This is a genomic window from Psychromonas ossibalaenae ATCC BAA-1528 (genome assembly GCF_000381745.1).
GTDB classification, from domain to species: Bacteria; Pseudomonadota; Gammaproteobacteria; order Enterobacterales; family Psychromonadaceae; genus Psychromonas; species Psychromonas ossibalaenae.
On sequence record NZ_KB906979.1, the window covers coordinates 39,910 to 65,286 of the forward strand.

At 41.3% G+C, this 25,377-nt stretch carries 19 protein-coding genes; 8 read left to right on the forward strand and 11 right to left on the reverse strand.

The genetic code is table 11. From position 1 onward, the window contains the following. Window positions 1–140 precede the first annotated feature (140 nt). Window positions 141–1,811, forward strand: coding sequence for a putative bifunctional diguanylate cyclase/phosphodiesterase (locus tag G327_RS0108425; RefSeq protein WP_019614324.1), 1,671 nt, complete (start codon window positions 141–143; stop codon window positions 1,809–1,811). Window positions 1,812–1,877: 66 nt separating this feature from the next. Here the strand turns inward: G327_RS0108425 and G327_RS0108430 are convergent, their stop codons facing one another. Next, window positions 1,878–2,972, reverse strand: coding sequence for a YdcF family protein (locus G327_RS0108430; RefSeq protein WP_019614325.1), 1,095 nt, complete (start codon window positions 2,970–2,972; stop codon window positions 1,878–1,880). Window positions 2,973–3,288: 316 nt separating this feature from the next. On the opposite strand from G327_RS0108430, the gene G327_RS0108435 reads away from it, so the two are divergent. Next, window positions 3,289–4,008, forward strand: a complete 720-nt coding sequence (locus G327_RS0108435; RefSeq protein ID WP_019614326.1) for an SDR family oxidoreductase — start codon at window positions 3,289–3,291, stop codon at window positions 4,006–4,008. A 154-nt stretch (window positions 4,009–4,162) separates the two neighbouring features. Here the strand turns inward: G327_RS0108435 and punC are convergent, their stop codons facing one another. Next, a complete protein-coding gene (punC, locus tag G327_RS0108440; protein WP_019614327.1) occupies window positions 4,163–5,398 on the reverse strand; it encodes a purine nucleoside transporter PunC in 1,236 nt (411 codons plus the stop codon). Between the two features lie 99 nt (window positions 5,399–5,497). Here punC and punR point away from each other — a divergent pair, with 99 nt between their 5' ends. Next, the gene (punR, locus tag G327_RS0108445) at window positions 5,498–6,400 is read left to right on the forward strand and encodes a DNA-binding transcriptional activator PunR (protein ID WP_026339266.1); all 903 of its coding nucleotides are present in this window, start codon (window positions 5,498–5,500) and stop codon (window positions 6,398–6,400) included. A 53-nt stretch (window positions 6,401–6,453) separates the two neighbouring features. On the opposite strand, the gene G327_RS0108450 is transcribed toward punR, so the two are convergent. Then, window positions 6,454–7,602 (reverse strand): HIT family protein, encoded by a 1,149-nt coding sequence (locus G327_RS0108450; protein ID WP_019614329.1) that lies wholly within the window; start codon window positions 7,600–7,602, stop codon window positions 6,454–6,456. Between the two features lie 303 nt (window positions 7,603–7,905). Here G327_RS0108450 and G327_RS0108455 point away from each other — a divergent pair, with 303 nt between their 5' ends. Next, window positions 7,906–9,786, forward strand: a complete 1,881-nt coding sequence (locus G327_RS0108455; RefSeq protein WP_019614330.1) for a methyl-accepting chemotaxis protein — start codon at window positions 7,906–7,908, stop codon at window positions 9,784–9,786. 58 nt (window positions 9,787–9,844) lie between these two features. Here G327_RS0108455 and G327_RS0108460 read toward each other — a convergent pair whose 3' ends face one another. Continuing rightward, a complete protein-coding gene (locus G327_RS0108460) occupies window positions 9,845–10,756 on the reverse strand; it encodes a DMT family transporter (protein ID WP_019614331.1) in 912 nt (303 codons plus the stop codon). Window positions 10,757–10,854: 98 nt separating this feature from the next. Between G327_RS0108460 and G327_RS0108465 the strand changes: the two genes are divergently transcribed. Beyond that, window positions 10,855–11,643: an AraC family transcriptional regulator gene (locus G327_RS0108465; protein ID WP_019614332.1), complete on the forward strand. Its 789-nt coding sequence runs from the start codon at window positions 10,855–10,857 to the stop codon at window positions 11,641–11,643. A gap of 135 nt (window positions 11,644–11,778) precedes the next feature. Here the strand turns inward: G327_RS0108465 and G327_RS0108470 are convergent, their stop codons facing one another. From G327_RS0108470 to G327_RS0108495, 5 genes are all read right to left on the reverse strand, one after another. After that, window positions 11,779–14,172: an EAL domain-containing protein gene (locus G327_RS0108470; protein ID WP_019614333.1), complete on the reverse strand. Its 2,394-nt coding sequence runs from the start codon at window positions 14,170–14,172 to the stop codon at window positions 11,779–11,781. Window positions 14,173–14,179: 7 nt separating this feature from the next. Further along, window positions 14,180–15,211 carry a polyamine ABC transporter substrate-binding protein gene (locus G327_RS0108475; RefSeq protein WP_019614334.1) on the reverse strand — a complete coding sequence of 344 codons (1,032 nt, stop codon included), beginning with the start codon at window positions 15,209–15,211 and terminating at the stop codon, window positions 14,180–14,182. Between the two features lie 315 nt (window positions 15,212–15,526). After that, window positions 15,527–16,855, reverse strand: a complete 1,329-nt coding sequence (locus G327_RS0108485) for an anaerobic C4-dicarboxylate transporter (RefSeq protein ID WP_019614336.1) — start codon at window positions 16,853–16,855, stop codon at window positions 15,527–15,529. A 285-nt stretch (window positions 16,856–17,140) separates the two neighbouring features. After that, on the reverse strand, window positions 17,141–17,926 hold the full coding sequence (locus G327_RS0108490; protein WP_019614337.1) for a substrate-binding periplasmic protein: 786 nt from the start codon (window positions 17,924–17,926) through the stop codon (window positions 17,141–17,143). A 15-nt stretch (window positions 17,927–17,941) separates the two neighbouring features. Then, window positions 17,942–18,715: a rhodanese-like domain-containing protein gene (locus G327_RS0108495; RefSeq protein ID WP_019614338.1), complete on the reverse strand. Its 774-nt coding sequence runs from the start codon at window positions 18,713–18,715 to the stop codon at window positions 17,942–17,944. 320 nt (window positions 18,716–19,035) lie between these two features. Between G327_RS0108495 and G327_RS0108505 the strand changes: the two genes are divergently transcribed. The 3 genes from G327_RS0108505 (at window position 19,036) to G327_RS0108515 (ending at window position 23,032) form a co-directional block, all read left to right on the forward strand. Further along, entirely contained in the window at window positions 19,036–20,136 is a 1,101-nt protein-coding gene (locus G327_RS0108505; protein WP_019614340.1) for a protein kinase family protein, read from the forward strand. Window positions 20,137–20,356: 220 nt separating this feature from the next. Further along, the gene (gene udk / locus G327_RS0108510; RefSeq protein WP_019614341.1) at window positions 20,357–20,995 is read left to right on the forward strand and encodes a uridine kinase; all 639 of its coding nucleotides are present in this window, start codon (window positions 20,357–20,359) and stop codon (window positions 20,993–20,995) included. Between the two features lie 330 nt (window positions 20,996–21,325). Then, on the forward strand, window positions 21,326–23,032 hold the full coding sequence (locus tag G327_RS0108515) for an AMP-binding protein (protein ID WP_019614342.1): 1,707 nt from the start codon (window positions 21,326–21,328) through the stop codon (window positions 23,030–23,032). Window positions 23,033–23,109: 77 nt separating this feature from the next. Here the strand turns inward: G327_RS0108515 and G327_RS0108520 are convergent, their stop codons facing one another. Together G327_RS0108520 and G327_RS0108525 are read right to left on the reverse strand one after the other, a co-directional pair. Then, on the reverse strand, window positions 23,110–24,567 hold the full coding sequence (locus G327_RS0108520) for a methyl-accepting chemotaxis protein (protein WP_019614343.1): 1,458 nt from the start codon (window positions 24,565–24,567) through the stop codon (window positions 23,110–23,112). Between the two features lie 105 nt (window positions 24,568–24,672). Further along, window positions 24,673–25,176 carry a DUF1097 domain-containing protein gene (locus tag G327_RS0108525; protein WP_019614344.1) on the reverse strand — a complete coding sequence of 168 codons (504 nt, stop codon included), beginning with the start codon at window positions 25,174–25,176 and terminating at the stop codon, window positions 24,673–24,675. Window positions 25,177–25,377: the final 201 nt, after the last annotated feature.

The window sequence follows — 25,377 nt, forward strand, 5'->3', positions numbered from 1 at the left end:
AGGTTAAACAGATATTAATCTAGACCGCTGTCACACCTGTCTGCCGCAAAGAAAATTTATAGTGGAAGTAAATGGTTTAAAACAGAAAGTAATGTACAGTTATATTCATAGCATTGAATACAAGGTTAACGCATATCATAATGGACGATATTGAGAATACTTTACTGCCGGTTTTGAGCGTCACAAACGGGGTTATTACAGCTTGTAATGAGGTGTTTACGGAACTGATTGGTTTTACCAGTACTGAAATTGTCTCGTCTCGTTTACAAGATAAATTATCAATAACCGCTGATCTAGGTTCTGCAGTAGTTAATCTTGAACAGCTGTCTGCAGCTGCCGCTGTTAACAAATCCGGTATCTTTGCCAAAGCAACGATAATAGATAGATTTCATTACCAGCTGCCCGTTAAAGTGCACTGCATTTGTGACGGGGGGGATGCTGAGTCGTTCAAATTATACTTACGCGTTCTGGATAACAAGTCCATCGATCCGATTAGTGCTCTTCCAAACGGCTGGGCTATCAGCTCCAGAGCCAACTACCTGCTTCATACTCCTGTGACCGCAATCAGTAATCTGGTTCTGGTAATATTAAGTGTGGATAATTTTTCGACTATAAATTTCCGCTACGGTTATGATGTTGGTGATAACTATTTAGCTGTACTGGGGAAAATGCTGCAAAAAACGGCTAAAAAATTTGGACTGGTTGTGCGTTACTCTAATGCTAAATACGGCGTTCTAATCGAGGACTATGAGAATTTATCCGATACGGCTTTATCGGCACATGTCATCCGCCTGTGTGAAAGTCTATGCAGTTTAACTGCAAATCCAGTTCAATTAGCTAACGGTGTTAAAATCAGTAAGTCTTTCAGTATCGGAGTTAGTGCACAACGAACATCCTATGACAGCTACCTTTCTATGGAAATAGCCGCTGAAACAGCATTGCTTGAAGCCAAAAAATACAGTATTTCAAAGTACTGTCTGGCCACTGATCAAACCAGTGATGATCTGCTGACCACTAAGTTAATAATTGATGAGTTTCCGTATGCTATAGAGCAGTGTCAGATCAAAATATATTACCAGCCTCAGTACGAACTCAGCAGCGGGCATCTTATCGGTTTTGAGGCGCTGTCACGCTGGTTTCATAATAAGCTGGGTAATATTAGGCCGGACATATTTGTTGCCATTGCCGAAGATATCGGTTTACATTTTGAGTTTGATCTATGGGTTTTTACTCAGGTGTGTTCGCAGATAGCCGCATGGCGGGAGCAGGGCATTAACTCGCCGAGAGTTGCTGTCAATTTTTCATTTAAAACGCTGGAAATGACTACCTTTATCTCACGTATCAGCGCTATCATCAGGCAGACAAACTGCCCGGCAGAACTGCTTGAAGTTGAAGTTACCGAAACCAGTTCTATTAATAATTTAAAAGTCCTGCACGATAATGTTGTCCAGATTAGGGAGCTGGGGATAAATATTGCGGTGGATGATTTCGGCTGCGGCTACTCGTCATTAAGCCTGATACGTACTTTTCATTTATCGCTCAACAAGCTGAAACTTGATCGGACTTTAATCGAGAATATTTGTAATACTTCATTAGACCGGGAATTTGCCAAACATATTATTGATCTGGGTAAGGTGTTACAAGTGAAAGTACTGGCTGAAGGGGTAGAAACACTTGAACAGCACGAGGTGCTTGAGGTGCTTGGCTGTGATTATGCGCAGGGCTATTATTTTGATAAAGCACTGGCTGCGAGGGAAACTGCACAGTTAATATGCAGTGAATCCCAGCAGGAAAACATCGCTTTTTATTGAGTTTCCTGCAGCTGCGTCGGGCGCTGTTAACTACCAGAGCGGTTGTCCTGGTAGCTAACACTTTGATTAACGCTGTTCTAACGGGTATGAGCGGTAACTCCACATTCCGTAAACGCGCAGCGCATCGCGGTAAATACCAAGCAGCTCTGTATCACTTGGTGTTTTTAACTCTTGCAGCGGCTGATCTGCTCCTGCAATAGTATCAAAAGTAATATCTACAGGTCCGGTTTTCCATGAGGCAACTTCAAACAGTGCCTGACCGCGTCGAACGTGGCTGGCTGAGCTTATAATTGTGGCATGATCAATATTATGTCTTGCTAATGCATAACTGCTGTACAGCGCATTCTCAACGGTACTTCTGGCGTAGTTATCTTCAATAAGACGCGAACGGTTTATGCCGTGTTCGACTAACCAGTCAGCCATTAATTTACCTTCTGTTTTATGGTTTTTCGGCACCCCGCCTGTGGTAATGATATATGAATCCGGTTGTTTTTTGGCCATTGCTAAGGTGATATTAAGCCGGTCAATTAATATATCATGCATAGAGCCGTCAGGGTTTAAAGCATAACCTAAAGTGACAATAGCCGTTTTTCCCTTATGTTGGACATCTGCCTGGTTTTTTAGCGGAGTCTGTACGATACGGTCAACCGTTGACATGATCTTTTTAAGATCTTTAACCCTGCCTTCATTGATATTTTGTAAAGCATTAAGGTGTTTTTGTACTGCTTGTTTATTATTTTTAAAGTGCTGCCATACTGCCAGGTATGAGTGTGCATCCAGGTCATTTGGTGCGGCAGTTAATACTTTTTCAAACAGTTCAATTGCTCTGTCTATATTACTGTTATAAACCTGAGCGTTAGCGGCAGAAATAAGAAGATCTGTTCTGTAAGGCTCTATTTCATAGGCCTGTAGAAGACGCTCTGTTATCAGCTCCATACTGCTCGGCATTTTTGCGGTAAAACCGGCATGGGAGATGCGGGCTGGAGACTTAAATGTCTGATAGGCCTCATTTAATAACTGTTCAACAACCTGACGTTTGGAAGTAAATTGACTGAGTTCAATATCTGACTGAATACTCTCAGGAGAAGCTGCCGCTGTATTAACGAAAACAGCACTGGATAGGACCAGCGTAAAGGGAATAAGTAATTTTGTACGTTTCATTGTTAACCTTTTAATTATTGATTTTGCTAGGTAAAGCAGCTGAATTGTACTTTGTTTAATGCAGTGGTACAGTTAATTTACATAGCGAATTTATTGTATGGTTAATGGCTGTTATTTGTCTTAAATCTGCTCAAAAGAGATACGCTGTAATTTTCATTGTGCAGTTTATGTAAACAATATTTTTCTTTCTGTCGTATATATCACCAATATAGCTTTATGTATTATTACTTCAAGTCGCGGAGAGTTACAAAACAGCGTAACTCTCCGTTAGCATTATTTAAATTAGTGAAACTAATAGAATCAATTGAGGGTTAAAATGAAGAAGTTAATTGTAATTACCGGAGCAAGTTCAGGTATCGGTGCAGCCATCGCTAAACGTTTCAGTAAAGAAGGGCATCCGCTTTTATTACTGGCACGCCGCATTGATAAATTAGAAGCACTGCAGCTGCCGGATATGTTGTGTGAAAGAGTAGATGTTACTGATAAAAAGAGTTTTGAAGTTGCCATTAAAAAAGCTGAAGCAGTTTATGGACCTGCTGACTGTCTGGTAAATAACGCAGGTAAAATGTTATTAGGTCAAATTGATACTCAGGACTCATCGGAGTGGAAAAGTATGTTTGATGTAAACGTGATCGGACTTTTAAACGGCCTGCAGGCTGTGCTTGCCCCGATGAAAGAGCGTAACTGCGGTACAGTTATCAATATCAGCTCCATTGCCGGACGTAAAACATTTGCTAATCATGCTGCCTACTGCGGCACAAAATTCGCTGTGCATGCGATTTCTGAAAATGTTCGTGAAGAAGTTGCAGACTCAAATGTACGGGTAACAACTATTGCTCCGGGAGCTGTGGAAACAGAACTGCTGTCGCATACTAGCTCGACTGAAATTAAAGATGGTTATGATTCATGGAAAGAGTCCATGGGCGGGGTCCTGAAAGCAGATGATATTGCCCGTTCAGTGTTTTTTGCTTATCAGCAGCCGCAAGGGGTTTGTATCCGTGAAATTGTGGTAGCTCCGACTCGTCAGCAGCCGTAATTATTTAGCAGGTATTTTTGCCGGCTTGTGCACAGGTAAAAAAAAGTCAGCCTTGAATGGATATTTCATGGCTGATTTTTATGCACATGCGAACTTTGCTGTTTATTCACATTGAACCCTCCCTGGTCCACTTTAAACTTAAATTTTGATAAATTTATTGAGCTGTTTGGGCCTGCTGCTGTGTTTTAGCGCTTTTAGCAACTAGCGGATATGCAAGTATTACAATTCCCGCCTGAAGGAGCATTACTGTTGTCATTGCCACTAAGCCGTAACCGCTGATAAATGCCGATACCAGACCACTGGCGATAACACAAAGCATCATCTGTAGAAAGTTCATTAATCCAGATGCAGATGCGCTGTTTTCTTTAAAGTCAGATAAAGCACTGTTAGCAACAATCGGATAAATTGCACCATTTGCCGCTGCCATAAAGCACATTAGAGCCAGGAAAGGTACGATAGAGGTGCTGGTAAAATTGACAGCAACAATAAACATAAGCAGTACACTGACAGTGAACAGCTTTAATAACCACGGCAGTATTACTGCTGGTTCATGCTTGTTTAATAAAACTCGGCAGGTATAACCACCAACGATAAAGGCGATAGTTTGCGGTACATAGCTTAGGCCGATATCAGCGCCTGAGTAACCCATGCTGGTCATTACAAAAGGAGAACCGGTCAGCCATGCAAAAAAAGCTGCTGAACAGGCTGCATAAATGAGCATATTGCCGGTGAATTTTTTTGACTGCAGAATAGTTTTGTACGACTGAAACACATTTAATGGTTTTGAGGCCGGTGACAACTTTGCTGATTGAAGCGGTGCTGCAGACTGCGGTAGTGTAAAATCAATTAAGCTGCTGCGCAGGATCAGTACTGCACCAATGGCAACTAACGAGTAGAAAATAGACTGCCAGCCAAACTGTGCTTCAAGCACAGCACCTAATAGCGGCGCTAAGGCTGGTGATAATGCAACTAGCGGCATTACCGTTGCAAATATACGCTGCGAAGTTTTTGAATCATATTTTTCGATGACAAATGATTGCCATATTATTGTGGAGCCGCAGGCGCCGACTGCCTGAATAAAACGACCGAATAACAGTACTTCAATACTGCTGGAAAAAGCACAAATAACACTACCGATAATGAAAATTATTAAACTTGAACATAATACTAGTTTTTTTCCGAAACGTTTTGCTAAAGGTCCGTATACCAGCTGTCCGCCTGCCATCCCTAATAGGAATATAGTCAATGACCAGCCTATTAAGCTCTCATTTGTTTGTAAATCCTGACGAATAATATCAAAAGCAGGCAGATACATATCTGTTGCTAAAAAGCCCAGCATACTAAGTCCGGCTAACCAGATATACGGAATTACGGTTTTTTCTTTTGTCATTGTTACCTCTGAAATAATAAATTTTCCACAGTTTATTCTTGCTATTTAGTATTGTGAAACGGTATATTTTCACTATTCCTTTCAAAATAATTGATGCGTATGTTTTCCAACCAAGATCTTGTTGTTATTGATACTGTCGCGCGGCGCGGCAGTTTTTCAGCCGCTGCTGATGAGCTGCATAAAGTGCCGAGTGCTATAAGTTACACCGTTAAATCGATCGAAAATAAATTAAATGTGGTCCTGTTTAAACGTCTGCACCGCAAAGTACAACTAACCCCTGCGGGTGATTATTTTGTAGAGCAGGCGAGGCTGCTGTTGAAGCAGATGGATGATATAAAATTTCAAACCCAGCGGGTTGCTAATGGATGGCAGAGCAGTGTATCTATTGCACTGGATAATGTGGTACGCGAAGCCAGCGTGAACCAGCTGGTAAAGGATTTTTACGATGAATTTCCCGATGTTGAGCTGCTGCTTACCATGGAAGTATTTAACGGAGTGTGGGATGCTTTAGCTGACGGCCGTGCGGACATTGCTATTGGTGCAACAGCTTCTGTACCGATTGCTGGAAATATATCTTATCGTGCTATGGGCTCTCTTTCATGGGATTTTGTAGTAAGTGCCGATCATGAATTAGCCGCATACAGTGAGCCGCTAAAAGAGAGTGAGCTTATAAGTTACCCATGTATCTGTTTAGATGATAGTTCACGCAAACTTCCAAAACGAACGACCTGGCTTCTGGATAATCAGAGACGTTTGGTTGTGCCAAACTGGCACAGTGCTGAACAGTGTTTTATTGCCGGCCTGGGAATTGGTATTATGCCGTCGCATCGTTCAAGACCGCTGGTGGAGAAAGGGGTCTTGATTGAACGGACATTACTGAAACCGCACCCGAACAGCCCCTGCTGTCTGGCCTGGAATAATGACAGCTTAAATCCAGCTGTTATCTGGTTATTGAATTACCTCGGTGACAGTGAAAAACTACATGCAGAATGGCTTTGTTAGTGACTCATTGTTTGCTTTTTCTGCGGGGAGAAAGCTCCGTAAACAGCCCGAAATCAGCTGCTCAGTGATGAAACTCTTTTACGAAGACGTGAAGCAGAATCCACTGCGTTAGCTTGACAGACGAATAAACCGATCTGTTCATAACCGCCCATCTTCTGGGTCTGTGCAAGAAACTCAAAATATAATCCGCAGCCTGGGCCGTTGTTGACTATCATATTGTAAGCTGGCGGGATGTCCATATCTTCCATCAGTCCGATAATTGTCTGTATGGACTCTTGCACAGCAAGGGTCACCTGTTGTTTTTCTACCGAACTTAACTGATGTAAATAACGTTTACTGCTGTCTTTTACCATCAGCATCATATCCAGAGGACGTTTCATAAAATAGGGCACAATGAGTATTACTTCTCCGTAATCTTTGACAATTAAATTAGCTGGATTTTCGTCCTGCATAAACTGACTGAAACTCTTTTCGTGGCGTTTACGAAATCGTAGATTATTAAAAAAACGCTGCGGTAAAATATTGCTGTATGCGATCTGCTGATGCCCGTGGGTTAATGACGCACCAGCAGCTGCCCCGTAGTTTTTTATGATTGACACATAACCACTTACCATTTGTTGTTCCATTTTTGTGATAGAGCGGGACATAAAACTGGTTGTCTGGCAGAGTAATATTTTTTCTAATGCCGCCAGCTGTTCAAAGCTGATTAACGCATCAGTAAAGGGCAGGTTATGCCAGTCTTTATCGTGAATAGATGAGGTCCATTGTAAGAGGTGAAATCCATATGAAGCACGTCCTTTATGCTCTAAGTCCTGATGTAAAAAATAATCAGCTTCTTCTTGAGGCAATTCTTCGATCGGATGAAAAATGGGATAAATATTTTTATTAATAAAAGTAAAACCTTCACTCTGCTCAGCAAGATCCAGGATCTCTGAGCTTTGACCATTGCAGATGGGACAATTCTCGAACTCTTGATGCTGGGGCGGTTTGTCAACTGTAGTATGAATTCGTTTAGCGCGGGAGGAGTTATAAACCACCAGGTTACCATTACGCGGATCAATCTGGCAGATGCCGTCGGGTGAATATTTACTGAGCAGTTCATCATTATTTATATTGTTTAATATTTCGGCAAAGTCCAGCTCGCCCATGTCACAGCTGAGCATCATTTTTTTTGCATCTTCAAGCTTGAGCTGCTGTTTCATAGATATCTTCCCTGGCTTCTTATATTTATCTTGAGTATAGATAAAAAATGCAACCGACTTGACCAGATGTACAGCAAAATGAAGATACCCGCTCCGAGCCCCGCTTACTTGCAGTATTTTCAATGCTTCAAGTCAGTAACCATCAGCATTTAACTTTAAAGGCATTAAAATGTTATATATACATCAATTTTTTAAATATATTGAAGTCGGCTTAGCAAAAGTTTCAATTAGTTATAAGCTCTTTAATAGAGTGGCTGGTTAGTTCAGTCGTCTTGGTCTTACATACATACAAAGGATGTAACTATGAAAGTGTCCGTCAAAGTTGTTTTAATATCTTCCTTAGTGCTGGTTTTAGCGATTAGTTCGTTGTCGTTATTTCAGTATCGGGAAATAAAAAGCACCCTACAAAATCAGTCAAGTGCATCGATAGAGGAATCTAGTGACGCTTTGGCGCAGCAGATAACCTACTGGCTGAGTGGTAAGTTAGAAATCATAGATCTGATGGCGCAGGTGATTGACTCCGATTTTACTGCTGACAACATACAGAAAACCTTCGACAGCCCGCTGCTTAAACATAACTTTTTGCTTATTTTCGGCGGACTGCACACTGACGGAATACGTATTACTAATGATCCGAGCTGGCAGCCTGAAGGCTGGGATGCAAGAAAGCGCCCCTGGTACGATGTTGCTAGAAATGCCAACCAGGCAATGATCACTGAACCCTATGCTGATGCAGTATCAAAGGAGATTATGATCTCTGTAGTGGCTAACTTTACCGATAAAGGCAGTTTCAAGGGGGCTTTTGGCGGCGATCTTAGTTTAAAAACTGTATCTGATGCACTTAATACTCTGAGTTTTAATGATGCGGGTTATGCCTTCTTATTAACCAAGAGCGGTAATATTATTAGTCACCCCCACAGTGAAAATAATGGTAAAGATTATTCGTTGTTATTTGACGGGCAGTCAGTTGCTTTAGACAAGAAAGTTAAGGAAATTGAAGTTGACGGTCAGTCTATGTGGGTAAGTTTTACCCCGCTTAAAGGACTTCGAGGCATGGACTGGTATATTGGTGTTGTGGTTGATGCCGATATTGTGATGGCAGAGGCAGATGCAATGGGCTGGCGCTCATTTATAGGTGTACTAATCAGTGTTGCTATCGGTTTCTTTGTTCTTGGTACCCTGATGCAGACTATTTTAAAACCTATTACTCTGTTAAGTGACTCATTAGTTGAGATTAACAGCGGTAACGGTGACTTAACCAAACGCCTGCCGATCATATCTAAGGATGAATTTGGAGATGTGGCAATTCAATTTAATATATTTGTTGGCAATCTTCAGGGCATTGTTTCCAAAGTTAAAAATCTTGCTTCACAAATTGGCGGCAGTACGGTTCAAGTAAGTGATGAGTCGGAAAAAGCTTCCCATGAACTGCAGCAGCAGTTAAGTGAGCTGGATCAGCTCGCCACGGCTATGAATGAGATGGCGTCAAGTGCAGTTGAGGTAGCTAAAAACGCTCAGGTAGCTGCTGAGGCTGCCGGCACCGCCGATGTCGAAACTGGTAACGGGGTAATGGTTGTTTCCGCGGCGACAGACTCAATGAACCAGCTGGCTGCTCAGATGGAAGGGGCAGTTGATTCGGTTGTTGAACTTGCAAATTTCAGCAATAATATTGAATCAATATTATCTGTTATTACAAGTATTGCTGATCAGACCAACCTGCTGGCGTTAAATGCCGCCATTGAAGCAGCTAGGGCCGGTGAGTCTGGCCGAGGGTTTGCGGTTGTTGCAGATGAAGTTCGTTCATTAGCTTCACGTACACAGGAATCGACCAGCGAAATTAGATCCATGATTGAGCAGCTGCAGACCGGGGTACGTAAGTCGGAAGAAATTATTAAACAAAGCCGCGAAGCTGCCATAAACACGGCGGAAGAGGCTGGTAAAGCAAATGATATGCTGTCAACAATTCAGTCTGCGATTGTGCAGATCAATGATATGAATCTACAGATAGCCGCCGCTGCCGAGGAACAGTCTGCAACTTCTGAAGAGATTAATCGTAATACGACGAATATCAGGGATATCACTCAAGATGTTACCAATGGAGCACATGAGCAGGTAAAACATGCTGAACTGATGCGCGAACAGGTTGGAGAACAGGATGATCAGTTAAATAACTTTAAGGTTTAAACTGTCTATTAAAAAGTAGAATAAAAAGCCCGCGTGAATATTTCACGGCGGGTTTTTTTTATAGTTTACTGTTAACAGGTTTAAGGTCAGGAGCTGCAGGCGGCTTTTTATCCGTGAGTTTAATTTGCGCCAGCATTACCCCGGAAATAACCATAATGCCGCCGAGCAGGTGGTATGACTGCAGCTTTTCATCTAGAAACAGTGCCGCTAATGAGGCTGCGACAACTGGCAGCAGGTTCATAAACATAGCACTAGATTCTGCCCCGATTAAATCAATCGCTTTGACCCACATCCATGGGGCAATAATCGAAGCACCGACAGCTGCATAAGCGATTAACGGCAGTGATTCAGTTGTTGGTAAAAGAGACTGGCTGGTCAGCCATAACGGGCAGAGCATAACTACTGAAAACAATCCCTGCATATAAATAAGCTGCCAGCTGCTCAGCGGCATTTTCCAGCGCTTAAGCAGCACGCAGTATGTGGCGTAAACAGTCGCAGCAATGACCATCAGGCCGTCACCCTGGGTAACAGGCTGGTCTAACATAAATAACAGATCGCCGCTGCCGAGCATATAAGCTAAGCCGGTAATTGAAATAACTGCGCCGATAATGCTTAGTGTTGAAAGACGCTTACCCAGCAGCGGCACTGCGATAAAAATACTCAGCAGCGGTACCAGTGCTGTAATCAGCGACATATTAGTTGCAGTCGTAGTTAAACCCGCGTAATAACCTAATGACTGATTTAATACCATGCCCAGCAGCCCTAAGAATGCCAGCTTAGCGAGATATGGGCGGATAGTTTTACGTGCTTTAATAACCGCAGGTAAACAAAACGGTGTTAAAATCAGCATAGCAAAAAACCACCTGAAAAAGCTCATGGCGCTGGGCTCTATCAGCGAAACCGAGCTGACATTGACGATTGAGTTGCCGCCCCAGATGATAACGGTGAAAAGCGGAAATAGGTAATTCATGGACTTAGTGTCTGTTAATAAAAGATGCAAACAGTGTGGCAGGTCTGTATGGTTATATATATCTCTGATCAGACAGTAAGCCTCATTAGGAAGACAACATGTTAAGTGTCCGTAATATTCAGCCGGCTCTGCAGCTAAAAGACCTACCGGCCGCACAGTTTCTTCTTTTTGATGCTTTCCGTTCCAATACCGAAACGCGCCCGCATTTGCATCCCTGGGGACAGCTTCAGATAGTCAGCGGCGGCTTATTGGAGTTACAGGCGCAGGGAAAACGTTTTTTATCTCCGCCCAATCTGGCCATCTGGGTACCTGCCGGCATTGTGCATCAGAGTTATAACCGCAAACCCATTGATTATTGTTCGGTTAATATAGTGCCTGAACTGGCCGGAGACTTGCCTGGTCATGTATGTTTATTAGCGGTAACAGCGATTATCGATGCAGTAATTTCCGATCTGCGCAATAGAGATGTTCGTACTGCGCAAAGTCAGGCAGATAAACGTTTGTTTAAAGTACTGCTGGATCAGTTAGCCATAACAGATCAGATTGAACACTTCTTACCGGTTAGTAAACATAAATTACTGGCACCAGTATTAACGGCACTTGAGCTGGATCCTGCCGATGATACACCGCTGTTTGTCTGGGCTAAACGCGTACATAGTACTGAAAGAACGCTGGCGCGTCATTGTCAGAATGAGCTGGGCATGAACTTTACCGAGTGGCGTTTAAGAATGCGTTATATTTATTCTCTGGAGCTGCTTAGAAGCGGCAGATCCGTAAAAGATATTGCTTTTACGCTTGGTTATAATCAGGCCAGCCCGTTTATCACTATGTTTAAAAAATATGCTGAATGCACACCGGAGCAGTATAAACTCAAGCATGCAATATAAGTAAACCGCTTAGAGAAGGCTGCTTGTTATTGATCCGGCAGATATTAAATCCCATATCTTCTATTAATGCATTCATCTGCCAAGTATAGCCTCTTTAAAGATTTAATTACAAAAAGTGACAAAGATAATAGTTTTTTAACCCTGCTCCAATTGAGATTTTCCCTCTATAACACTTTGCCATGTTAACGGCTGAGTAAAATAGAAGCCTTGAACTATGTCACAGCCAAGATTTCTAACATGTTTAAACTCATCCTGAGTTTCAATGCCTTCCACAATAACCTCTAACTGATAAACTTTGGCAAGCTCAAAGATAATATCCAGGGTAGGTTTTTTACCTGCGGGGGTCTGATTAAGTGTTTTAATAAATGACCGGTCAATCTTAAGTGTATCCAGCGGATAGTTATTTAACTGATTAAATGAAGTATAACCTGTGCCGAAATCATCGAGCGCAATTTTTAAACCTAGAGATTTCAGCTTCGTCAGGCTGGCTATCGCTTTATTGTCATCGGGCATCAGGCATGTTTCGGTTATTTCAAGTTCGAGTTGTTCCGGGTTAATATTGTGCTGCTCAATCAACATCTGCAGATGTGTGTACAGGAGATCATTTTTTAAGGATCTTGAAGAGATATTAAGTGATATAAAACCAGAAAATTGATTTGTAAAGGTCATCTCTGCCAGTTTGATTACTGCATGTTCCGCAACCCAGAGATCAATTTTTATTATCAGATCAGTTTTTTCAGTAATAGGGATAAAAATATCCGGGCCGATATTCATTCGACTTAAACCGGGGCACCTTAATAATAATTCATAACCCTGTAGTTTAAGGTTTGCCGCTGAGTAGGCGGGCATAAAGACAAAAAATAATTCATTATTGGCCAGCGCATCAATTATCTCTTTTTCAATTTTTTTATCATGCTCAATTACCGCTTCAATATCGGACGAATAAACTTTATAGGTATTTTTACCGTCTCTTTTCGCCATATACATTGCCGAGTCGGCCTGATTGAGTAGCGCTTCTCCCGAGTCCTTATTAGTATTAGAGTAAGCTATACCGATACTGGCATGAACATCAAACACGTTATTATCAATAACAAAACCATTGTTGAATAAAGCGCAAACTCTTTTGGCAATATTCTCAATGACATCTAGCGACGGCAAACCGTTGATAAGGATCACAAACTCATCTCCGCCGAGTCTGGCTATGCTGTTAATTGTGTCACTAGTAATAAATTTATCTTCACTTCTTACCGTTTTCTTTAATCTCTGACTAAATGCGATTAACAGCTGATCGCCGGCATCATGGCCGAAAGTATCATTAACATGTTTAAAATTATCTAAATCAATAAAAAATAGAGCAAGGTAGCTTTTATTGTCAGCAGGACGGTTGTTAACTAATGATAATTTCTTATTAAAACTGCCGCGGTTAGACAGTCCGGTCAATGCATCATTACTGGCAAGATTGTTGATTTTATCAATGAATGAAATATAACTTTCATTCAGATCAGCAACTTCATCTTTTGTTGTTAAAGGCTGGAGCTTCATATCACCGGATAATTCAACCTGCTTAATACTTTTAGCAAGATTAGTGATTGGTAGTATTATTTGTTTGTCAATCATCATCAGAAGAATCAAGGAGCAGGCTACAATAAGTATTATATTAAGAAGTGATAGCTTTAAAATGATCCCCCATAAAATATCGTCAAAGTAGCGTTCGTCGAGAATAAATCTAATATCAAACAGTTCAGTTTCGAAGGTGCTTTCATAAAGACCGTTATTATTTATTAACGGAGTACCGGAAACAGAAATGTTATTCGCGATACTGTTTTTGTCGTTAAATGTGAAGCTCATATAACCTTGATGTTCACTGATAATACGTTGTATCTCTTCTTTTACAAAGTCTACATTTATTTCACTTTGTATGAGGTAAAGCTCATCATTTTTGTTATATGTAGGTTTAGAAGTGAGATAAAAGGGCGAGAATATTTCAATAATATTCATGGATGAAAACTTCTGTTCACTGTCTGTTTCAATAAAGTAATAATATTGGAATAATTTATCACCTTCGGGTTCCGTAAGTACCGCTTTATCAATTAATTTTTCTGTTTGTTTTTTTAATTCGGCCTGTGCAAAAGGATCGCTGGTATTAACATAAAATAAAACCTCTTTATCAAATCCAAAAATAGTAAAATCATTAACTATATTGGTGGTGTTATTTGACTCATTCTGTTTATCAACAAAACGTTTAAGAAGCTGGGTGATATAAGGCGCAGCCATCTCTTTTCCCTGTTTAATGACTTCAAAAATATGAAATGCTTCTTTGCTGTCAATTTTCTGCCTGATAAAACTTTTTGTGTAGGCTAGGTGATATTTACTCATTAACTTCAGATTCTGCAGGCGGTCATTAAGGGATATTAATTTGTTGGCGATAATCTGATCTTTGTAGACATTATAGTAAACAGCCGTGCTCATAGTAAAAACTAAGGCAATAACCGGTATTAGAATATAACGTATTTTTTTTCTCAGCTGCATAAACACTTCACTCCTTGGTACTGAGCATAGACACGATTCTATTACGAAGAATAATTTGTTCTTTGCTCAGTAATCGATAGTGATAACTGCGTTTAAGTACACTTTCATTCGGGGATATTTCAGTGTCATTTTTATATTCTTCACTGGCTTTTGTCAGTGCGCTTTGATTGGTGGTGGAAAACCACATCTCCTGCGCATTCATATAAGCAATATCCGGATCATTAATAAATTCAAGAAATGCCTTTGTTCCCTGCAGAACAGGTTTATTGGCCGGGGCTACAAAACAGTCTACAAAAAACAGCGTCCCTTCCTTCGGCACTATATACTGCCAGTCCGACTGTCCTGTAAAGTCTTTGAGGTTCTGTAAGTCACCGGCATAGATAGCCGCCATAGTGACTTTGGAGCTGCTGCCGTGTTCTGTGACATAAGCAACCGGGTGGCCGTATGTGAGTAGATATTGTGACTGACGGCTCAATAGAGCATAAGCATTTTTTAGTTCTTGTTTATCACTGCTGAATGGATCCAGGCCTTTGGCAAGCAGAGCAATGGCAACGGTATCTATATCGTTATGGAGCATCATTGCAGTACCTCTATGCTCCGGCGGGGGCAGCAGAAGATCATTCCAGGAATCGATTTTTTTTGCTGATATAGAGGTTCGATAGGCGATGCCCATTGTGCCTTTTGCAAAGGGTACTGCGCTGCGGCCGCATGATGCCAGTGATTCCTTCGAATTATGCTCTAGATTTTTTAAAGTTAAGGAGTATAACGGTGCGAACAGTCCAAGCTTTGTATAAGTGAGGGTATTGGCGTTATCGACAACAATCAGGTCATATTTCCCGGCCTGTTCATTAACTAGAATGGCATCTCGAGCAACTTCGTCATCATATAGATACTGTTTGACTGTATGTCCGGTACGCTCATTGAAAATACGCAGTACCTGATCGGAAATATAATGATCCCATATATAAATTTTGACTTCCTGAGCAGATAAGGGTGAAACTGAAACAGCAGATAATAATGCCAGCAGTATATATTTCATAAAAGCTCCCTGCTTAAATTTTATATCATTATCATCTCTTGACCGTCAGCTGGAAGTCGTGAGAGTAATAACTAGATGCAGTCCATTTGTTAATAATAGCCCTGATTTCACAAGTTTGAACGGTAAAACTTTACCTAACTTCCACTTAATAAGGCTATAGTTAATTAAATCTTTCAATATGTTAGCTTTATCTCTATTTTTCTGTTCAGCTGCTGATAACTCGGATAAATAAAGGCAGGTAGCTTTATGATTTGTATCAATGTTAACAACTTCAAAGCGCATAGACAGGATCACGCTTTGAAGCTGTCTGCTTTATCAGCCGATAACTATCTGGCCGAGAACGTAACCAAGGCAGCAGGCACTGCTTACGCCGATGATACCAACTGACATAAATGAGTGGTTGAAGTACCATTTACCTATTTTTGTGGTACCCGAAGAATCGAAGTTCACCGTTGCGATATCTGACGGGTAATTCGGAATGAAGAAATAGCCGTAGACCGCCGGCATTAAGCCGATCAGTAAAGCAGGATCTAAACCTAACCCTAATCCGACAGGAAGCATCATACGGGCAGTCGCCGCCTGAGAGTTAACCACCACGGAAACAACAAAGAGTGCTAGCGCAAAAGTCCATGGGTGGTCTGTCACCATACCGATGATTCCCGATTGGAACTGCGGCATTGCATACTGGAAATAAGTATCGGACATCCAGGCGATACCGAAAATAGCAATAGCCGCTACCATGCCTGATTTAAAAACAACACCGTTGGGTACGTCACGAGGATGGGTATCGGTTGCTAATAAAATGATCCCGCCAAATGCCAGCATCATCATCTGAATAATGACTGACATACTGATCGGCTTGCCGCCATCAACTATGGTTCTGATTTCCGGAACCATGGCAATAAACACAATAGTGACAATCGCGCTTAAAAATATTAGTACGGAGTTTCGCGCAGAAGTCGGTAGATCTTCATCTAAAGAGGTGGAAGTGGTATTTAGTATTTTTTCTCGCCAGACAGGATCTTCTAGGCGAGCCTGATAATCAGGATCATCCTGTAATTCTTTTCCGCGTTTTAAACTGTATAGCGACATTAGCAAGGTACCGAACAGAGTTGCAGGTACGGTAACCATCAGTATTGAAAGCAGTGTGATATCAGCCTGAATATCAACCAGCTGTGCCAGGTAATAGACAACAGCCGCTGAAATAGGAGAAGCGGTGATGGCAATTTGCGAAGCGACTGACGAAGCTGCCATCGGTCTTTCCGGGCGGATCCCGTTTTTCAGTGCAACATCACCGATGATCGGCATAATTGAATAGACCGCGTGGCCGGTTCCTAGCAGAAAAGTCATGCTGTATGTTACGAATGGGGCAATTAAAGTAACACGTTTAGGATTTTTACGCAGTATCCTTTCGGCAACTTGAAGCATGTATTTTAAACCGCCGGCTGCTTCAAGAATTGAAGCACAGGTCACCACGGCTAAAATAATCAGCATGACAGTTACGGGAGGTGATGTCGGCGGCATTTTGAAGATAAATACTTCAATAACCAGACCTATGCCGGAGATGACCCCTAAACCAATTCCGCCATAACGGGAACCGATATAGAGCATTACTAACAGAAATAAAAACTCAAGATACAGCATAATAATCCTTAAAAGAGTGATGGTTAAGCTATTGTCTAACTGTTTGAAATTAAATGATTAAAGATAATTCACATAATTAGAACAGGATAAGAGCAATCTCTATATATTAGAACAGGGGCACATTTTTAGACTCAAACGTTCTTATAAGGTTATGATTCTGTTAAATAATTGTATATGCGTGGTTGTGTGTGGAAAATGAAGGTAATAATTTTTACATAGTAGAGATGGATTGCGGATGCCTGAAACAGCTGTTATTAACCGGTATTTTAACTTGCAGGCGCTTATTTAATTGCCGAACCATTTGATTCTTATCTGCTCAAGTCTTCCATTTTTGTGCAGGCGTTTTTTACCCAGATCAAAGGCCGTTAATAATTCTTTACCGCTCGGGTTAGTTTTAAGTGCCGCCAGATATTCAGAAGAGGAGCCGAATGGATCAAGCTTTTTGTATTTATGAGACCATTTCTGCTGCTGCAGCACATAGTCCCAGTTAAATTCATAACCTGCAAAACCGTCGACGCGCCCGGCATTTAACATTTTAAATCCCTGTAGAATTGTAAGAACATCGTGTTTATTGATAGAGTCAGCAGCATCCCAGTTATTGCCGTAACTGAACCCGTTTTTAACAGCAATGGTATGTCCGGATAAAGACTGTAAACCATGCCATTGTATAGGGCTATCTGACCTGACATAAACGATATAGTCTGCATGATTAACCGATTCAAATGAGTAATCAAATATCTTAAGGCGTTCACTGTTTTTACCTGTTGGAAAAACAATGTCAGCCGCTGAATTTTTTACATTAGCGACAGCTCTTGCCCAGGGGGTTATTGACAGGTGGATTATATACCCCATTTCATGGAAGCTTTCCCGTAATACATCCCAACTATAACCGCTAAAGCCAACTGCATCATGACCCGGTTCTATGACCTGATTGATTTCATATTCACCACTGGTCATACAAAAAGGGGCATAATCGTGTAAAGTTATCACCTTTACTATATTTGGAGCCGCATGAGTAAAGGAAATACCGGCTGATAAAATAACTGCTGTAACCAAAGCGCTGCAGTACATAGAAACTCCCTATTATTACCGTTGAAAACTCAGTACGCCGTCTTTGAGAAAATAATAATTTGTATAGTGGTATTTCTTTAAATAGTACTGCAGCCAGCGCACCTGGCGTCCGGTTGCATCCATAATATATAAGGTTTTGTCTTTTAGTCTACCTTGCTTTATCTGCTTATACATTTTAGCCATAGTAATCGAACGTTGATGTGTAACGGCGGTAACTGAAATATGTGTACGCTGGGTAATATCTCGAATATCAATTAAATAATGACTTTTACTGGATTTTATAAAGCTGTCTGAGTCAAGTTGATGTGCTTGGAATTCAACTTCTGAGATAATGTCTTGTGGAGCAGCCGGACTTTTCCCCAGCAGTACGGAAAGCTCCGGATAAGCATTCAGCCAGTCAGTAATTCCAGCATCAAAAACCCGGCTGTTAATTTTGTGATCCAGTAATAACCTGCCTGCTTGATAACTTTTCTGACATCTATGGCCGTTACAGTAAACAACCAGCTGTCTGTTTGGAAACTGTTCACTTAGCCTTTTAATTCGGTTTAAAAAACCAAGGTTAGATAGGGGGATATTGACTGCTTTATGAATATGCACGGTGTCAAATTCTAAAGGTGAACGTACATCAATCAATAAACTTTGGGCAAGCTGTTCTCTAAGCTCTGTAATACTGATATAGGACAGTTCAGGGAATGTATTTCTATCTGGAAAATGAATATAAGTATCTGCGCGGCTAAAGGAAGAAGCGAAGGCGCAGCAAAATAACAATGCCGATAATATTTTACTCATAGTGTCTCCTTTTTATTAATGTAGACGACATCCGTTATTGAAGCTAAAAATTAACACTTATACAGGATTGATTAGCTATTAATTGCTGCTTATTTGTTAAAAACATGGCTGCTGTCTTAAAAGTGCACCGCTTAGTTTAAAACCTAGTGTTAGCAGTGTATTAAGGGGTGTATATGTCTGTTTTTGACACTGATAATTGCTGTAATGCTCTCATATTATTTTTTATCCCACTGCTGATTGTTAAAAAAAGCAGGGGGCGGGGTTAGTAGTTCATGAGTATTTATGCGATCTTATTTATCTGAGTCGATGAGGAGTATAAAATGGATTTTGAACAACAACGCCAGCAGGTGCAGAAGTCTTTTGCAGAAAGCGGCAGAAATATTGAAGTAGGGGACCTTAAGGAGTTTCCATTAACACTAGCGCAGTTAAAAGCAACAAACAGTGGATCTGATTATGTTGTAGAATCGTTTAATTCAGGCCTGACCGCGGTCGTGCACCATCTTCAGTTTGGCGAGCAACACTGGACTTTAAAGTTAAAAAGACCCGTTAGTCTGGTAAAAAATATTGACGGGCAGACTTCCTTTCTTAATGAAGTGCAGCGACGTCGTGACTTGACTGCACTCAAACAAAGTGAACCACATGCATTTGAAAATATAGTCGACACACAGTTTGCATCATTTACGGATGGTATCATTCTCTCGCCGTGGATTGCCGGAGAGTCCCTGCTGACTTTCAGTCAAGCCCTGCTTGAGCAGATTTTTTCCTGCATCATTAATCTGGAGTTAAACGGATTATTTGAATGGGACCTCTGCCCGGGAAATATTTTAGTCGATACAAATAATATAATTAAACTGTTTGATTTTGGTTATATGTATCAGTTTGACCCTGCGGAACACTTTAACAGTAACGGTCAGGCCACACCTTTATTTCATGGGATAGAGCGTTTTGAGACGCGTTTCTTTTTTGATTATTTAATGAAAAACCCGCTTAATCTCAGTGAGCAGGCACTGTTTGAATTATATAGACAGGAAAAGCAGTGCGCACTGACGGCTTATCAGTACAAACTGCAGAAATTACGTGATGCCGATGCACAGCTTAGTGTTATTAACCGACAGCTGAATATTAACCTTAGCTGGGAAAAAGCGCTGGGGTGTGACTGCGCTTTAAGGGAGCTGTATTTAGTAGAAAGCTTCCGTTCAAACGTGCTGGATCTGCTTGATGATCTACATGGTCAGTCGTGCACTGCTTATACGCTTAAAAAAGTAGATTTGGTTTTAACTTTTTTAAGCGGTAATTTTGAGCAGCTGAACAAGAGTAATGCATTTTTCTTTGGTGATGAGAAACTAACCAGGGATGAACTTATTACTAAATATACGCAGATGCGTAAAGATGCTCAGCGCTTTCAGCTGAATCATTTATAATAGAAATACGCGGTGTATTATTTCTGACTGCACAAAAAGTAAAACTTGCAGGCAATATCGTTTATTAATTATTATTTTAATGACAATTTTCTGTGAATTTGTTCGCTTATTGTGCTTAAAGTCAATCTAAAGCGCCGTTGTGTTTGTCGTTGTTCGTTTACTCGTATACCATACGCGTTTTTTATCCCATTCGTCTTATTTTATCTGAGGTTATATGTCGTTGAGTTCAAAACATTGTGTCGTTATTGCTATTGCTGGGGCTTCAGCATCGGGTAAAAGTCTTATCGCAAATACGATATTTGAGGAGTTATGTCAGGAGCTTGGTACCGACCAGATCGGTATTGTTTCTGAAGATGCATATTATCGCGACCAGAGCCATTTGACCTTAGATGTACGTATGCAGACCAACTATGACCACCCGAAAGCGTTTGATCATGCGCTTCTATGTGATCATTTGAAAGCATTAAAAAATAACGAGTCAGTGGATATTCCTGTTTATAGTTATACGGAGCATACCCGTATGCAGGAAAGTCATGTATTAACACCTAAAAAGGTCATTATACTTGAGGGCATCTTACTGCTGACCGATCCTGCAGTCAGAGCGCAGATTGATGCGAGTATATTTATTGATACGCCGCTTGATATCTGTTTGATGCGTCGCTTAGCACGGGATATTGCAGAGCGCGGTCGTACCATGGAAAATGTACTGGCTCAGTATACGGCAACAGTTCGTCCTATGTTTCTGCAGTTTATTGAACCTTCTAAACAGCATGCTGATATCATTATTCCCCGTGGCGGAAAAAACCGTATCGCAACGGATATTTTAAAAACGCGAATAAAATACCTTTTAAACGATTAATCGTTCAACCTATCAGAGGCTTCAGCTTTTGTTAGCAACATTGTTTATAATGATAATTCCGGCTGCTGTGCGTTGAGCGCTTTGCTGCCGGAATATTCCTGTAGCCTTATATACCTGTCGTCTCTCCATTACAATTGTTCTCATAGGGGCTAAACTTTCCAAACAAGATACTGCGTCTAAGCCGCTTTGGGCTTTTAATATTTATCAAACTTCCTCTTCCGGCAGCTGCATTATTTAAATTATTTTAGTATAATGTCGCGCTTTTTTGCCGCAGATTTTAGACGCCAGGCCGCGTCAACCGAATTACCCTGGATTAACTAAGGATCCTGAATGACCATACAGCTTGAAAATAATACTTTGGCAGCGTTAACTGAGCGCTCTACTTCTCTTTATGAAGACAAACTTTTAGTCTCAAATATTGGAGAAATTGAAATAACCTATGCTCAGGCCAAAGCAAAGATTGCTCATATTCATAGCATTTTCGAGGACTTAGGAATAAGACAGGGTGATAAAGTGGCTATCTGCAGTGAGAATATGCCTCACTGGGGAATTGTCTATCTTGCTGTTACTTCTCTTGGTGCGATTGCAGTACCTATTTTACCCGACTTTCACAGCAATGAAGTGCATCACATAATTAAACACTCCGAAGCTGTCGCCATTTTTGTTTCAAAAAAACTCAGTGCGAAACTCAATGAAGATGATTTTAGTTCATCCCTGCAGTATGTATTTTCACTTGAGTCCTTAGAAATACTCGAAGATAAAACCCCCAAGCAGTCGGAGCTGGTAATTAAAGGGACAGAAAAAATTGCCCAGTTTAAGGCAAAAGCGATGCAGCTGACGAATCGACAGAGTGACAGTCAGACATTGGTAATTGATGAAAATGATCTCGCTTCAATTATCTATACTTCGGGTACAACCGGACAGTCAAAAGGGGTGATGCTGTCGCATAAAAATTTAATTGCGCAGATAAAACAGGCTGAAAGTCTGGTTAAAATTACTACTGACGATAAATTTTTGTCAATTTTACCTTTGGCGCATACTTTTGAATGTTCTGTTGGGTTTTTAGTACCCTTCTCAAACGGTGCCTCCATTCATTATATTAACAAAGTACCGTCACCGAAAATCATTCTCGCTGCTATGCAGAAAGTACGTCCGACATGTATGTTAAGTGTGCCGCTGGTGATTGAAAAAATATACAAATCAAAAGTACAGGCTGGTTTTAATAAAAATAGAGCCGTTAAATTTCTTTATGAAAACCTTACTTGTGTGCGTAAAAAATTAAATAAGATTGCAGGTAAAAAACTGCAGGAAAGTTTCGGCGGTCAGATACGTTTTTTTGGTATCGGAGGTGCAAAATTATCTCCTTTTGTAGAAGCCTTTTTACTGGAAGCAGATTTTCCCTATGCGATTGGTTACGGTCTGACCGAGACGGCTCCTATTATCGCCGGCGCAGTTCCGGGGCGTACCAAAGTCGGGACGACCGGCATTATTGCGCCGCATATCGAATGCCGCTTTGAAAAACAGTCTGAAGACAGCCGTGATGGTGAGCTTCACGTACGCGGTCCTAATATTATGATGGGTTATTATAAAGATACTGTACGTACGGCTGAGGTATTAGATGAAGACGGCTGGTTCAATACAGGAGACCTGGGTTATATCGATGACAATGGTGTATTGACCATTAACGGGCGCAGTAAAAATGTGATTATCGGTGCAAGCGGAGAGAACATTTATCCTGAAGCGGTGGAATCGGTAATCAATCAGAATCCGCTGGTATTAGATTCTATGGTTTACGAAGTTGATCATAAAGTAGTTGCTAAAATACATATTGATTATGACCAGTTTGACGAAGCGCATAATATCAACCAGACCAGTGATTCCGCTCTGCATGATGACATTCTCTCCTTATTAGAAGAGATTAGAACTGAAGTAAACACACAGCTTTCCAGTTATTCGAAAATCACTCGCGTAGTGGAACAGCGTGAACCGTTTATTAAAACACCGACTAAAAAAATAAAACGCTATTTACACATTTAAACAAAGACAGGAAGAGGGAGCGGCAGCTCCCTTTTTTATATTGATAAGAAAAAGGAAGCTGTGTTGAAAGGGGGGATTTAACTATTTTCAGGCAGTTGATATTGTGAAAGTATTCCTTCCAGCTGCACAGATGATTTACTCAGATCCGACGCTAAGGTCACCGAACGCTGCGCTGTCTGACGAATGGTTTCTGACTGCTCTCTAATATCATTAAGCTGCGAGCTGATCTCTCGCGCGGATACACTCTGCTCTTCAGCAGAGGCTGCAATTTGTGAACTCATGTCAAACACATCACTGGTTGAAGATGCCATCGATTCAACATCATCACCAACTGAAACTATCGAGTTACGTCCTTTATCTGCCTGTTCAACAATTTCTTCGGTTACTTTGGAAAGTGTTGTCGAGCCGGACTGCAGGCCTTCAATCATAGATTGAATTTCTACCGTGGCTTGTTGTGTCCGTCCTGCAAGAGTTCTCACTTCATCGGCAACAACAGCAAAGCCGCGGCCTTGTTCGCCTGCACGTGCCGCTTCAATGGCTGCATTTAATGCTAATAAGTTAGTTTGTTCAGAGATAGCGTTAATGGTGGTGACTACCGCACCAATTTCCGAGGCATTATTTGACAGCTGTGAAACTGATTCAGAGGCTGAGTCAATTTTACTCACTAAGCTTGATATTCTGACCACTGCCTGCGAAATCTGCTCTTTACTTGATTCAGCCTGGCTTGAGTTATCTTTGGTCTGTAGAGAAGTATTAGCCGCGTTGCGGGAGACATCCTCTATGGCCGTTGTCATCTGTTCCATAGCAACTGATACCGTATCTAAGAACTGGTGCTGCAGACTAATCAATTCTTCACTTTGGTTGGCCTGCTGGTTAAATTCATCAGCAGCTTCAGCAAGGCTGGCCGCATTATTACCAATGGCAATGACCATTTCGCTCATATTGTCGGCACTGCGGTCTATTTCAGTGGCTATCATGCTGAAATCATCAACACCAAAGAAATTAAGGCGTTGTGATAAGTCACCGTCGGCTAAGCGTTTGATAGCGATATACATGTCCCATAAACCGCCCCCCAGTGAGGTAGATGTCCAGTAACTTAATTGAAATAACGGCAGTAATCCAAGCAGGGCTACCCATAGCATCATTCCTGCATCATCTAAAGCCTGCTGTTCCCAGCTGCCGACATCAGTGCTCAGTTGAAGATAGCTGCGGCCTGCCGGCGCGCTTACCGTTACTGAATCGCCCTGACGGGAAGTATTTAACTGCGATGTCAGCTGCAGCCCATGTTGTCTGGCAAATTTGCTCAGTGCATCAGCGTCCAGGCTTTGTTTAGATGCGACCTGCGCGAAGCTGTCCACCATCGCCTGGGCCCTGGCCTGTGAGTTTACGGCGGTTTGTTGTTTTACCTGATTTAAGTTGAACAATGCAATGCTGGTGGTGATCACTGTCACCAGAGAACATAGTAGAAAAAACTTTCCATTTAGACTCAGCTTTATCATCAGCGCGTCAATTTTTCTAAATTCAATTTGTTTCATATTGGCTACCAACGTAATTCCATTTAAATAATAGTAGTATAACGTGTTACAAAAACTCTTTTGAGCATAAGTACTTATACCGGAGTATAGTGCAAAATTCGTATATTACTCTGTTTTTGCCTTTGCTGTTATTTTGCTCATTTCAGTTATTTTTTGCCATCTATGGGTGATGCTGATCAGCTGACCGGTAAATAATGTCATAGAGTAACCAAGGAGTGCGCCGATAATTAATGCAGGAACAATAATTACCACATCGCCGCCTACTGCAAATGTTATGCAGCAGCCGATAAATGCGCCGGGAATGAAAGAGAATTTTTGGTGGCTGGCTTGTAAACACATCGCTGAAGTCGCGATACCGGTGAAAATATAACCCATAAACGGTGTGTCGAAATAACTGCTGCCGTTGATAATTAACCATGCCCATAAAACACCGGACAGCGTTGTACACCAGGTAACAACAACGCCCTTAAAATTGGAGTTCGGCTGCGCAAAATAGGTACTGCAGCCTAAAAAACCTATCCAGGTGACAAGATGAAACAGATCTGCGATGCCGCACCAGACTGCTGCTAGAATTCCTGCTGATAACGCGATTTGCCAACGATTTTCCATGATTACCCTTATTGCCATTAACTAATTATTTTTTAAACAAAACCGTCAACGGTGATGTTTTTATCTGCACTGAACAGCCGTGATCAGTGCTTATTTGCAGGCAGTCTATTTATTCAACAGCACAGAAAATGAGATCTGGCTCTATAGAATGAGTAATACTCGAGGGTGACCTGTAATCGTTTACAAAATATGTTGTTAAAT

Excerpts from the sequence above, each read along its gene's own strand:
- G327_RS0108465 (WP_019614332.1), top strand. The coding sequence starts at position 10,855 with ATGTTAAGTGTCCGTAATATTCAGCCGGCTCTGCAGCTAAAAGACCTA.
- G327_RS0108505 (WP_019614340.1), top strand. The coding sequence starts at position 19,036 with ATGGATTTTGAACAACAACGCCAGCAGGTGCAGAAGTCTTTTGCAGAA.
- G327_RS0108475 (WP_019614334.1), bottom strand. The coding sequence starts at position 15,211 with ATGAAATATATACTGCTGGCATTATTATCTGCTGTTTCAGTTTCACCC.
- G327_RS0108425 (WP_019614324.1), top strand. The coding sequence starts at position 141 with ATGGACGATATTGAGAATACTTTACTGCCGGTTTTGAGCGTCACAAAC.
- G327_RS0108470 (WP_019614333.1), bottom strand. The coding sequence starts at position 14,172 with ATGCAGCTGAGAAAAAAAATACGTTATATTCTAATACCGGTTATTGCC.
- G327_RS0108515 (WP_019614342.1), top strand. The coding sequence starts at position 21,326 with ATGACCATACAGCTTGAAAATAATACTTTGGCAGCGTTAACTGAGCGC.
- G327_RS0108460 (WP_019614331.1), bottom strand. The coding sequence starts at position 10,756 with ATGAATTACCTATTTCCGCTTTTCACCGTTATCATCTGGGGCGGCAAC.
- punC (WP_019614327.1), bottom strand. The coding sequence starts at position 5,398 with ATGACAAAAGAAAAAACCGTAATTCCGTATATCTGGTTAGCCGGACTT.
- G327_RS0108495 (WP_019614338.1), bottom strand. The coding sequence starts at position 18,715 with ATGAGTAAAATATTATCGGCATTGTTATTTTGCTGCGCCTTCGCTTCT.
- G327_RS0108525 (WP_019614344.1), bottom strand. The coding sequence starts at position 25,176 with ATGGAAAATCGTTGGCAAATCGCGTTATCAGCAGGAATTCTAGCAGCA.
- G327_RS0108490 (WP_019614337.1), bottom strand. The coding sequence starts at position 17,926 with ATGTACTGCAGCGCTTTGGTTACAGCAGTTATTTTATCAGCCGGTATT.
- G327_RS0108485 (WP_019614336.1), bottom strand. The coding sequence starts at position 16,855 with ATGCTGTATCTTGAGTTTTTATTTCTGTTAGTAATGCTCTATATCGGT.
- G327_RS0108520 (WP_019614343.1), bottom strand. The coding sequence starts at position 24,567 with ATGAAACAAATTGAATTTAGAAAAATTGACGCGCTGATGATAAAGCTG.
- G327_RS0108430 (WP_019614325.1), bottom strand. The coding sequence starts at position 2,972 with ATGAAACGTACAAAATTACTTATTCCCTTTACGCTGGTCCTATCCAGT.
- G327_RS0108435 (WP_019614326.1), top strand. The coding sequence starts at position 3,289 with ATGAAGAAGTTAATTGTAATTACCGGAGCAAGTTCAGGTATCGGTGCA.
- punR (WP_026339266.1), top strand. The coding sequence starts at position 5,498 with ATGTTTTCCAACCAAGATCTTGTTGTTATTGATACTGTCGCGCGGCGC.
- G327_RS0108455 (WP_019614330.1), top strand. The coding sequence starts at position 7,906 with ATGAAAGTGTCCGTCAAAGTTGTTTTAATATCTTCCTTAGTGCTGGTT.
- G327_RS0108450 (WP_019614329.1), bottom strand. The coding sequence starts at position 7,602 with ATGAAACAGCAGCTCAAGCTTGAAGATGCAAAAAAAATGATGCTCAGC.